We start from the raw sequence: 13,101 nt of genomic DNA on the forward strand, positions 1-13,101 counted from the left end.
ACCCGGTACCCGGAGCACGGCGGAACCCCGATGCAGGTGGTCGTCCCGGCCGAGGAGATCGCCCTCGACCTGCGGCCGGTCACCGTGGCGGCCGAGGACGTGACCGCCACCGTGACCGCCTTCGCCACGCTGGGCTTCGATGTGGCCGAACAGGTTCCGCTGCGCGCCCGCCTGTTCCGCGTCGGCGGCGAGGATGCCACCGAGTACGTGCTGGTGGTGGTCGTGCACCACATCGCCGGTGATGGTTTCTCGATGTCGCCGCTGGTCCGCGACGTGATGGTCGCCTACACCGCGCGCAACCAGGGCGCGGTTCCGGGCTGGGCCCCGCTGGCCGTCCAGTACGCCGACTTCGCCGTCTGGCAGCGTGAAGTGCTGGGCTCGGAAGAGGATTCGTCCTCGATCATGGCGCGGCAGGTGGCCTACTGGCAGCGGGTGCTCGGCGGCGTGCCCGACGAGCTGGCTTTGCCGACCGACCGCCCGCGCCCGGCCATCGCCTCGCATCGCGGCGCGACGCTGCAGCGGACGCTGTCGCCGGAGCTCATCGCGGCGCTGGAAGACGTTGCCCGACAGCGGGGTTCGTCGCTGTTCATGGTCATGCACAGCGCTCTGGCGGTGCTGCTGGCCCGGCTGTCCGGCGGCGACGACATCGCGGTCGGCACCCCGGTCGCCGGTCGCGGTGAGGCCGCCCTCGACGACCTGGTCGGCATGTTCGTCAACACCCTGGTGCTGCGGACCGGTATCGACCCGGCCGAGTCGTTCACCGACCTGCTGGACCGCGTGCGGCACACCGACCTCGATGCCTTCGGCAATGCCGACGTGCCGTTCGAGCGGCTGGTGGAGCTGCTCGCGCCCGAGCGCTCGCAGGCCCGCAACCCGCTGTTCCAGGTCATGCTGGCGTTCCAGAACCTGGACCGCACCAGCATCGAGCTGCCGGGGCTGACCGTCTCCACACTCGACCTCGACGAGAGCATCTCCCGCTTCGATCTGCAGTTCACGCTGTCGGAGCAGGACTCCGGGATGGCGCTGGCGCTGACCTACGCCACCGACCTGTTCGACGCGGCCACCGCGGCCGGATTCGCGCAGCGCTGGGTGCGGGTGCTCGAGGCCGTCGCGGCCGACCCGGAGATCGGCGTCGGCGCGATCGACATCCTGGATCAGGACGAACGCGCCGATCTGGTGGCCCGTTTCGGCCTGCCGGCCGTTCCGGCGCGCACGCTGCCCGAGCTCATCGCCGACGCCGTCGCCATCGATCCGGCCGCGACCGCGGTCGTGTTCCAGGGGAGGAGTCTGTCCTACGGCGAGCTGGATGCCCGCTCGAACCGCCTGGCGCGCTTGCTCATCGAGCGCGGCATCGGCGCCGAGGATCTGGTCGCTGTGGCCGTGCCGCGGTCGGACGACTCCTACCTCGCCGAATGGGCGGTGTCCAAGACCGGTGCGGCCTTCGTGCCGGTGGACCCGAACTACCCGGCCGACCGTATCGCCCACATGGTCACCGACTCCGGTTCGCCGGTCGGCCTCACCGTGGCGTCGGTGCGCGCGGACATGCCGGACTCGGTCGAGTGGCTGGTGCTCGACGAGCTGGAGCAAGCGTTGGGAGGTGGAGCGAACGCCTTCGCGGACACCGCGATCGCCGACGCCGAGCGGGCGCGCCCGCTGCGTCCGGAGCACCCGGCCTACGTCATCTACACCTCCGGTTCTACCGGTGTGCCCAAGGGCGTCGTGGTCACCCACGCGGGTCTGGCCAACTTCAGCGTCGAGCAGGCCGAGCGGTACGCGCTCGACTCCTCCTCGCGCGCACTGCATTTCGCGTCGCCGTCGTTCGACGCGTCCATGCTGGAGTTCCTGCTCGCCATCGGCAAGGGCGGCACCCTCGTGGTCGTCCCGCCGGGCACCTACGGCGGCGAGGAGCTCGCCGAGCTGATCCGCCGCGAGCGGGCCACCCACGCCTTCATCACCCCGGCCGCGCTGTCCACCTTCGGACCGGCGGGCCTGGACTCGCTGCGCGTGCTGGTCGCCGGTGGTGAAGCCGTCCCGGCCGATCTGGTGGAGAAGTGGGCGGTGCCGATCGGAGAGGGGACCCAGCCGGACGGCACCGTTCGTGCCTTCCACAACGGGTACGGCCCGACCGAGACCACCATCATGACCAATATCAGCGATGCGCTGGTGCCGGGTGACCTGGTCACCATCGGCGGTCCCATCCGGGGCATGCAGTCGCTGATCCTCGACAACCGCCTGCGCCCCGTTCCGGTGGGTGTCGCGGGTGAGCTCTACCTGTCGGGGATTCAGCTGGCGCGCGGCTATCACGCGCGGCCGAGCCTGACCGCCGACCGGTTCGTCGCCAACCCGTATGTAGCGGGCGAGCGTATGTACCGCACCGGTGACGTGGTGCGGTGGACCCCGGACGGCTTGGTCGAGTACGTCGGTCGTTCCGACTTCCAGGTGAAGGTGCGTGGTTTCCGCATCGAGCTCGGCGAGATCGACGCCGCGCTGGCCTCGCACGAGTCCGTCGACTTCGCGGTCACCGTGGGCCACAAGAACGCCGCCGGCGCGACGTCGCTGGTGTCGTACGTGGTTGCCACGCCGGGTCATTCGATCGATGTAGCGGCCGTGACAGCGCACGTCGAGGCGCGGTTGCCCGCGTACATGGTGCCGTCGGCGGTCATGGTCATCGACCGGGTGCCGCTGACGCCGGTCGGCAAGCTGGACCGCCGGGCCCTGCCCGAGCCGGTCTTCGCCACCGAGGTGGTCTTCCGCGCGCCGCGCAATGCTCTCGAGCACACCATCGCCGAGGTCTTCGCCGAGGTGCTGGGCCTGGAGCGGGTCGGCATCGACGACTCGTTCTTCGCCCTGGGCGGTGACTCCATCGTCTCCATCCAGCTGGTGTCACGGGCCAAGGCGCGTGGCGTGGTGTTCTCGCCGCGCGACGTGTTCGAGCAGCGCACTGTCTCCGGCCTGGCCGCCGTCGCGGAAACCACGGACGGCCAGGGCGATTCGGCCCCGCAGCTGACCGAGTTGCCGGGCGGCGGCGTGGGTGTCATGCCGTTGACCCCGGTGGTCCGCTTCATGGCGGGACGGTCGGGCGAGTTCGGCCGCTTCAACCAGACCATGGCGCTGGAACTGCCGATCGGTATCGATCGCGCGGGCATCGCCGCCACCGTCGGCGCGGTCATCGACCGCCACGACATGCTGCGGGCGCGCCTGCGCCGAGTGCCGGACGCGGACTGGATCGTCGAGACCGGGGCTCCCGGCACCGTCGACGCGGATTCGCTGATCGACCGCACCGAGTTCGACGCGGCCGTCACCGACGAGCAGCTGTTCGAGATCGCCACGGCCGCACTGGATGCCACCCTCGACAAGCTGGATCCCGCTGCGGGACAGGTAATCCGGTTCGTGTGGCTGGAGCCGTCCGACAACTCCCGGGCGGGTCGCCTCGTCGTCGCCGCGCACCACCTCGTGGTCGACGGCGTCACCTGGCGAATCCTGGTGCCGGACTTCGTGACCGCGTGGGGCCAGCTGTCCGCCGGGCAGACCCCCGAGCTGGTCGCCCCCGCCACCAGCATGCGCACCTGGGCACACGCCCTCGAGCGCGAGGCCGCCACCGACGAGCGCGTCGCCGAACTCGACTTCTGGCGCGATGTCATCGAGGGCCCGGACCCGCTGCTCACCGAGCGCGCGATGGACCCGGCCGTGGATGTCACCGCCACCGTCGTCAAGCACCGCGTCGAGCTGTCGGCCGAGGCGACCAAGTCGCTGCTGACGACAGTGCCCGCGCTGTTCCACGGCGGTGTCAACGACGGTCTGCTGACCGCACTCGCGTTGGCGGTGGCCAAGTTCCGCGCTGCCAAGGGACCGGGGCAGAACGCCGGGGGGCAGAACGCCGGGGGGCAGAACGCCGGGGGGCAGAACGCCGGGGGGCAGAACACAGCTCTCGTCCGGCTGGAGGGCCACGGTCGTGAGGAGGAGGTCGTGCCCGGCGCCGACCTGTCTCGCACGGTCGGCTGGTTCACCGCCATCTTCCCGGTGCGCTTCGATCTGTCGGGTATCGACGTGGACGCCGCCCTCACCGGCGGGCCCGCCATGGGCCGGGCCATCAAGGCGGTCAAGGAGCAGCTGCTCGCGGTGCCCGACAAGGGCATCGGTTACGGCCTGCTGCGCTACATGAACTCCGACACCGCGACCCAGTTGCCCAAGCTGCTGCCGGGTCAGGTCAGCTTCAACTACCTGGGCCGGGTCAACGAGGGCGACGTGCCCGAGGCGCTGCGCGGCTTCGGCTGGATTCCGGCGCCCGAGCTGGCCGAGCTGGCGGGCGCCTACGACGCCGACATGCCGGCCATGGCCCCGATCGACATCAACGCCATCGTGGCCGGTGACAAGCTGACCGCGAATATCGGCTACCCGAGCACGCTGCTCTCCGCCGACGAGATCGCCGAGTTCGCGGCGCTGTGGACCGCGGCGCTGGAAGCCGTTGCGCGGCACGCGGAATCGGCGCAGGCGGGCGGGCACACCCCGTCCGACTTCGGCCTGGTGCGCGTCACCCAGCGCGATATCGACGGCTGGGAGAAGCAGTACGGTGCGCTGAACCAGGTGTGGCCGCTGTCCGCGCTGCAGGCCGGTCTGCTCTTCCACGCGCAGCTGGCCGCCACCTCGGTGGACGTGTACACCGCGCAGGCGGTGCTCACCCTCGAAGGCCGCGTCGACGCCGACCGGCTGCGGTCGGCCGCGCAGGCGCTCATCGAACGCCACGAAATCCTGCGCACCGCCTACGTGAACGACGCGTCGGGTGCTCCGGTGCAGGTGGTCATCGACGGCGTGAAGGTCGCGTGGACCAACCACGACCTCACCGATATCGCCGACGACGCCGCCCGAGTCGCGCGTGCGGCGGAGATCATCGCCGCCGACCGCGTGCAGCGCTTCGATCTGACCGAGCCGCCGCTCATCCGCTACACCCTGGTGCGGACCGCCGCGAACAGCTACCAACTGGCGGTGGCCAACCACCACATCCTGCTCGACGGCTGGTCCATGCCGCTGCTCATGCAGGACCTGCTGGTGCTGTACGCGACGCACTCCGATACCGCGGTGCTGCCGCCGGTGCGCTCCTACCGCTACTTCCTGGAATGGGTTGCGCAGCAGGACCGTCCGGCCTCGCTGGCGGCGTGGCAGAAGTCGCTGCTGGGTGTCTCCGAGCCGACCCTGCTGACCCGTCCGGACCCGAGCCACGAGATCACCGCCCTGTCGGGCGAGTACTTCTTCGACCTGGACGAGGCCGCGACCGCGCGCCTGACCGCGCTGGCCGCCGACCTCGGCGTCACCCCGAACACCGTGCTCCAGGTGGCCTGGGGCATCCTGCTCGGCCGCCTCACCGGCCGCGAGGACGTGCTGTTCGGCACTACGGTGTCCGGCCGTCCGGCCCAGCTGTCCGGCGTCGAGTCCATGGTGGGTCTGTTCATCAACACCGTGCCGGTGCGGGTCGCCTTCGACCCGGCCGAGCCGGCGAGCGCACTGCTCACCCGCACCCAGGGCGAGCAGGCCGATCTGCTCGACCACCACTACGTGGGCCTGGCCGATATCCAGACGGCCGCGGGCATCGGCGGACTGTTCGACACCCTGGTGGTGTTCGAGTCCTATCCCGTCGACGCGGAGGGCATCCGGTCCCAGGCCGCCGATATCGACGGCATGGCCGTCACCGGCCTGGACGCCGCGGACGCCACCCACTACCCGCTGACCCTCATCGCCCAGCTCGACACCCGCTTGCGCATCCGCGCCGGCTACCTGCGCGACCTGTTCGACGAGGACACCGTCCACCGCATCGCCGATCGCCTGATCCGGGTGCTGACCGCCATCACCACCGAACCCGCTGCGGCCGTGGGCGATATCGAACTGCTGGACGGGGCCGAGCGCGAGCTGGTCGTCGAGCGCTGGAACGACACCGCCTTCGATGTCGAGGCCGTGCTCACCGAGCGCAAGGCCGAGGCCGCGACCCTGGTCGCGATGTTCGAGGCGCAGGTCGAGCGGACTCCCGACGCGACCGCGGTCAGCTTCGAGGGGACAGCTCTGTCCTACGTCGAGTTCGCCGACCGGGTGCACCGTCTGGCCCGCTGGCTCGTCGAGCGTGGTGTCGGCGCGGAATCGTTTGTGGCGCTGGGCATGCGGCGTTCCATCGATCTGGTGGTCGGCATGTACGCCGTCACCGTGGCCGGTGCCGCCTACGTGCCGCTGGACCCGGATCACCCGGCCGAGCGCATCGAGTACATCCTCGAGACCGCCGACCCGGTGACCGTGCTGACCTCCGGCGAGGACCTGCCGATCGACACCGCGCAGGTGCGCATCGACATGCTGGATCTGGCCAGTTACTCGGCCGCTCCGCTCGGCGACGCGGAACGTCGTGCGCCGCTGCGGGAATCGAACAATGCCTACGTGATCTTCACGTCCGGTTCGACCGGCCGCCCGAAGGGTGTGGCCGTGCCGCACTCGGCCATCGTCAACCGCCTGGTGTGGATGCAGACGGCTTACGGTCTGACCGCGGACGACGTGGTGCTGCAAAAGACTCCGGCCACCTTCGACGTGTCGGTGTGGGAGTTCTTCTGGCCCTTGCAGATCGGCGCGACGCTGGTCGTGGCCAAGCCCGATGGCCACCGCGATCCGGCCTACCTCGCGGATCTCATTGCCCGCGAAGGCGTGACGGTCACCCACTTCGTGCCGTCCATGCTGGCTGTGTTCGTGGCGGAGCTCGCGAGTCGAGCCGGAGAAACCCGAATTGGACACAGCCTGCGCAAGGTCTTCGCCTCGGGTGAGGCCCTCGCGCCCAAGCCCGCGCACAGGCTGCGCGAGCTGACCGGCGCCGAGCTGCACAACCTGTACGGCCCCACCGAGGCCGCGGTCGACGTCACCTACCACCAGGTGGTGGACACCGACGTCGACACCGTGCCGATCGGCCGCCCGGTGTTCAACACCGAGGTCTACGTGCTGGATTCGCGGCTGCGTCCCGCCCCGGTCGGGGTCGCGGGTGAGCTGTACCTGGCGGGCGATCAGCTCGCCACCGGCTATGTGGCGCGCCCGGACCTCACCTCGGATCGCTTCGTCGCCAACCCCTTCGGGGACGGCGAGCGCATGTACCGCACCGGTGACCTGGTCACCTGGACCGCGGACGGTGAGCTGGAATACATCGGCCGCACCGACTTCCAGGTGAAGCTGCGTGGTCTGCGCATCGAGCTCGGCGAGATCGAATCCGCGCTCACCGCACTGGATTCCATCGCGCAGTCGGTGGTCGTGGTGCGCAGCGACGTGCACACCGGCGATCAGCTGGTCGCCTACGTCATCGCGGCGGCGGGCCACACCGTGGACGTCGAGAAGGTGCGCCTGGAGCTCGGCGAGAGCCTGCCCGCGTACATGGTGCCGTCGATCGTGATGGTGCTCGACGAGTTCCCGCTCAATGCCTCCGGCAAGCTGGACCGCAAGGCGCTGCCCGCGCCGGTGTTCGAGGCCGCGGTGTTCCGCGCCCCCGGCACGCCGGTCGAGCAGATCGTGGCCGGTGTGTTCGCCGAGATCCTCGGCCTGGACCGGGTCGGCCTGGACGACGACTTCTTCGCCCTCGGCGGTAACTCGCTCATCGCCACCCAGGTGGCGGCGCGCCTGTCGGCCGCGCTGGACACCCACCTCGGGGTGCGCGAGATCTTCGAGGCGTCGACCGTGGCCGCCCTGGCGGCGCGTGCCGAAACCCATTCCGGCGCGGGCACGCGTCAGCCGCTGGTCGCGCAGCAGCGGCCGGAGCGGCTGCCGCTGTCGCTGGCCCAGCAGCGCATGTGGTTCCTCAACCGGTTCGATCCCGAATCGGCCGTGGACAATATCCCGGCGGCCGTGCGCCTGTCGGGTCTGGTGGACCGCCAGGCCCTGCAGATCGCCGTGGCCGACGTGCTGGCGCGGCACGAGTCGCTGCGCACCCGCTTCCCGGAGATCGACGGCCAAGCGTTCCAGGAGATCGTGCCCACCGGGCAGGTCATTCCGGACCTGACCCCGGTCGAGGTCTCCGAAGCCGAACTGCCGCAGGCGCTTTCGGAGCTGGTGCTGAGCGGCTTCGACGTCACTGTGGACGTGCCGTTCCGGGCCCGCCTGTTCGAGGTCAGCCCCACCGAGCACGTGCTCGCGCTGGTGGTGCACCACATCTCGGCCGACGGCTTCTCCATGGGCCCGCTCACCCGGGATGTCATGACCGCCTACGGCGCTCGCGTCGAGGGCGGCGAGCCCGGCTGGCAGCCTTTGGATGTCCAGTACGCGGACTACGCGCTGTGGCAGCGCGCGGTGCTCGGCGACGAGACCGACGCCGAATCCGTGATCTCCCAGCAGATCTCGTACTGGCGCGACGCGCTGCGCGGCCTGCCCGATCAGCTGGACCTGCCCGCCGACCGGCCGCGTCCGGCCGTCGCGTCGGGCCGCGGTGCGACCCACGTCTTCACCGTCGATGCCGACACCCACGCCAAGCTGACCGAACTGGCCCGCACCCGCGGCGCGACGCTGTTCATGGTCATGCACTCCGCCCTGGCGGCGCTGCTGTCGCGCCTGTCGGGTGAGGCGGACATCGCGATCGGTACCCCGGTCGCCGGTCGTGGTGAACGCGCCGTCGACGACCTCATCGGCATGTTCGTCAATACCCTGGTGCTGCGCACCGAGGTGGACGGCGGCACCGGCTTCACCGAACTCCTGGACACGGTGCGCGCCACCGACATCCAGGCCTTCGGCCACGCCGACCTGCCCTTCGAGCGCCTGGTCGAGATCCTCAACCCGGCCCGCTCGCAGGCCCGGCACCCGCTGTTCCAGGTCATGCTGTCGTTCCAGAACACCGGCATCACCGAACTGGAACTGCCCGGCCTGACCGTGAGCGCCGTCGATCTACCGATCGACACCGCCAAGTTCGACCTGCAGCTGGTCCTCACCGATCGCTCCGCCTCCCCGCGCTTGCTGGGCACCCATGATGTGGCGGGCAACGGCCACGGCGCGACCCCGTCCGGCATCACCGCCGAACTGATCTACGCCACCGACCTGTTCGACGCGGCCACCATGGAGCGTTTCGCCGACCGGTTCGACCGGCTGCTGAAGGCCATTGCCGCGCAGCCGGAACGGGCCATCGGTGATATCGACCTGCTGGTCTCCGGCGAGCGCACCCGGGTGCTGCGCGACTGGAACCGCACCACCGCGGACGTCTACTCCGTGCTGGCGGAACTGACCTCCGGCACCCTGTCGGGCGAGATCACCGCCGAGGGCGAGGTCGTGCGCAGCGCCTCCGGCGATGCGGGCGGGACCCTGGTCGCGCTGTTCGAGGCTCAGGCCGAGCGGACGCCCGAGGCGACCGCGGTCAGCTTCGATGGGACGAGTCTGTCCTACGGCGAGTTCGCCGCGCGGGTGCATCAGCTCGCCCGCAAGCTCATCGAGGCCGGGGTCGGCCCGGAGAGCCTGGTGGGTCTGGGCATTCGCCGTTCGCTGGACTTGGTGGTCGCGATGTACGCGATCGTCGAGGCCGGTGGCGCGTACGTGCCGCTGGATCCGGACCAGCCGGCCGACCGCATCGACTACGTGCTCGAGACGGCCCGGCCGGTGTGCGTGCTCATCACCGAGCGGGACGGATTCACCCACGCGAGCGTGCCGACCGTCGCGGTCGACACCGTCGACCTGTCGGGTTACTCCGACGCCGTGCTGACCGATGCGGATCGCCGTGCGCCGCTGCGTGCTTCGAACACCGCCTACGTGATCTTCACCTCGGGTTCGACCGGCCGCCCGAAGGGCGTGGCGGTGCCGCACTCGGCCATCGTCAACCGCCTGGTGTGGATGCAGGCCGAGTACGGTCTGACCGCTGCCGACGTCGTGTTGCAGAAGACCCCGGCCACCTTCGATGTGTCGGTGTGGGAGTTCTTCTGGCCCTTGCAGATCGGCGCGAAGCTGGTCGTGGCCAAGCCCGACGGGCACCGGGATCCGGTGTACCTGGCCGAGACCATTGCCCGCGAAGGCGTCACGACCGCGCACTTCGTGCCGTCGATGATGTCGGTGTTCGTGGCGGAGGAGAAGGCCGCGGAATGCACTTCGCTGCAGCAGGTCTTCGCCTCGGGTGAGGCGCTGCCCACGCCGACCGCGCAGAAGCTGCGCGAACTCACCGGCGCGCGTCTGCACAACCTGTACGGCCCGACCGAAGCGGCCGTCGATGTCACCTATCACGAGGTCGTCGACACCGACACCGAGACCGTGCCGATCGGCCGCCCGGTGTTCAACACCCAGGTGTACGTGCTGGATTCGCGTCTGCACCCGGTCGCGCCGGGCATGGCGGGCGAGCTCTACCTGGCCGGCATGCAGCTGGCGCGCGGCTACGTGGCGCGCCCCGACCTGTCGTCGGATCGCTTCGTGGCCAACCCCTTCACGCCGGGCAAGCGCATGTACCGCACCGGTGACCTGGTCACCTGGACCGCGGACGGCGAGTTGGAGTACATCGGCCGCACCGACTTCCAGGTCAAGCTGCGTGGTCTGCGCATCGAGCTCGGCGAGATCGAGGCCGCGCTGACCGCTCACGAGTCGGTCGCCCAGGCGGTCGTGGTGCTGCGTTCCGACGCCCGTACCGGCGACCAGCTGGTCGCGTACGTGGTTCCGGCGCAGTCGGCTTCGACCGAACCGGTCGCGCTCGGCGCGGACGCCGTCGATGTGGAAGCCCTGCGCGACCACCTGGCCGCGCAGCTGCCGTCCTACATGGTTCCCGCCGCCTTCGTGGCCCTGGGCGCGTTCCCGCTCAGCGCCAACGGCAAGCTGGACCGCCGCGCGCTGCCCGAGCCGGAGTTCGCCGCCCGCGAATTCCGCGCCGCTGCAACGCGTGCCGAGGAGATCGTGGCCGGCGTCTTCGCCGAGGTGCTCGGACTCGAGAGCCCGGTCGGCGCGGACGACGACTTCTTCGAGTTGGGCGGCAACTCGCTGATCGCCACCCAGGTCGTCGCGCGACTGGGCGCGGCGCTCGACACCCGCATCCCCGTCCGCACCCTGTTCGACGCCCCGAGCGTGGCCGCCCTGGCCGCGCGCGTGGAAACGCAGGCGGGTACCGGTGGCCGCCGCGCGCTGGTGGCCCAGGCTCGGCCGGACGAGATCCCGCTGTCGCTGGCCCAGCAGCGCATGTGGTTCCTGAACCGCTTCGACACCGCCTCGGCCGTCAACAACATCCCGCTCGCGGTGCGCCTGACCGGCGGCCTCGACGTGGATGCCCTGCTGGCCGCCGTCGGCGACGTGCTCGAACGCCACGAGGTGCTGCGGACCGTCTACCCGGAGAACACCGAAGGCCGTGGCGTGCAGGTCATCCTGCCCGCCGACCAGGTCCGCCTGGACTCGGCCGCCAATGCCGGCATCCACGGCGGCGGCACCGGCCTGGCCCCGGTCGAGGTGGCCGAGGCCGACCTGCACGAGCGCATTGCCGAGCTGGTGCTCACCGGCTTCGACGTGACCGCCGCGGCCCCCGTGCGCGCCGGACTGTTCCGGGTCTCGGATGCCGGACAGCCCACGCACGTGCTGGTTTTCGTGGTGCACCACATCTCCGGCGACGGCTGGTCGGTGCGCCCGCTGGCCCGCGACGTCATGCTCGCCTACGCGGCCCGCGCCACCGGCGAAGCGCCGCACTGGGCGCCGCTGCCGGTGCAGTACGCCGACTTCGCGCTGTGGCAGCGCGAAACCCTCGGCGACGAGGACGACGCGGAATCGCTGATCGCCCAGCAGGTCTCCTACTGGAGCAGCGAACTGGCCGGGCTGCCCGACCAGATCGATCTGCCCTCGGATCGCCCGCGTCCGGCGGTGGCTTCCAACGCCGGTGGGGTGCACGAGTTCTCGATCGATGCCGACCTGCTGGCCGGACTCAACGGCCTGGCCCGTGAGCACGGTGCCTCGCTGTTCATGGTCGTGCACGCGGCCTTCGCGGCCCTGCTGGCGCGCCTGTCCGGCGGCGACGACATCGCCATCGGCACCGCGGTCGCGGGTCGTGGCGAGCAGGTGCTCGACGACGCCATCGGCATGTTCGTCAACACCCTGGTGCTGCGCACGGCCGTCGACTCGGGGGAGAAGTTCGCCGAGCTGCTGGCCCGCACCAAGGACACCGACCTGGCCGCCTTCGGCCACGCGGACCTGCCCTTCGAGCGCCTGGTCGAGATCCTGAACCCGGCCCGCTCGCAGGCCCGGCACCCGCTGTTCCAGGTCATGCTGTCGTTCCAGAACACCGGCGCGGCGACCTTCGCCCTGCCCGGCCTGGAAGTCGCGGGCGTGCCCCTCGATGTGGTGACCGCGAAGTTCGACCTGCACCTCAACCTGACCGAGCGCGCCGAGGGCGACGGCATGACCGCCGAATTCGCTTACGCCACCGACATGTTCGACCCGGCCACCATCGCCGCCTTCGGCGCGCGCCTGGTGCGCCTGCTCTCGGCCGTGGTCTCGGATCCGACCGCGCTGGTCGGCGATATCGAGCTGCTGGACGCGGCCGAGCGCCGCCAGGTGCTGCGCGGCTGGAACGCGACCGAGTACGACGTCAAGCGGGTCGCGCTGGGCGGTAAGAAGATCGACGCCGAGGTCACCCTGGCGTCGATGTTCCAGACCCAGCTGAAGCAGACTCCCGACCTCACCGCGCTGGTGTTCGAGGGGACGAGTCTGTCCTACGCCGAGTTCGCTTCGCGCGTGCACCAGCTGGCCCGCCACCTCATCGCCGAGGGCGTCGGACCGGACACCTATGTGGCCCTGGGCATGCGCCGCTCCTTCGAGCTGCTGGTCGGCATGTACGCCGTCACCCTCGCCGGTGGCGCGTACGTGCCGCTGGATCCCGACCACCCGGCCGAGCGCAATCAGTACGTCCTCGACACCGCCCGACCGGTGTGCGTGCTCAGCACGAGCGGGGACCGGTTCGAAACCACCACGCGCACACTGCTGATCGATGAGCTGGACCTGTCCGGCTACTCCGACGCCCTGATCGTCGACGCCGACCGGATCGCCCCGCTGCGCGGCGACAATGTCGCGTACGTGATCTTCACGTCGGGTTCGACCGGTCGTCCGAAGGGTGTGGCGGTGAGCCACACGGCCATCGTCAACCGCCTGGTGTGGATGCAG

1 protein-coding gene (cut by a window edge) is annotated in these 13,101 nt (G+C 70.4%); it reads left to right on the top strand.

What is annotated here, in order from left to right; all coding sequences use genetic code 11:
* Positions 1-13,101: part of a non-ribosomal peptide synthase/polyketide synthase coding region (locus ABZ909_RS32500; protein WP_357007310.1), annotated on the top strand (this coding region is incomplete at its 3' end). 16,902 nt of the annotated region lie to the left of the window's left edge; the window shows 13,101 of its 30,003 annotated nt.

This window comes from Nocardia sp. NPDC046763, from assembly GCF_040645495.1.
In the GTDB taxonomy this organism is placed as follows: Bacteria; Actinomycetota; Actinomycetes; order Mycobacteriales; family Mycobacteriaceae; genus Nocardia.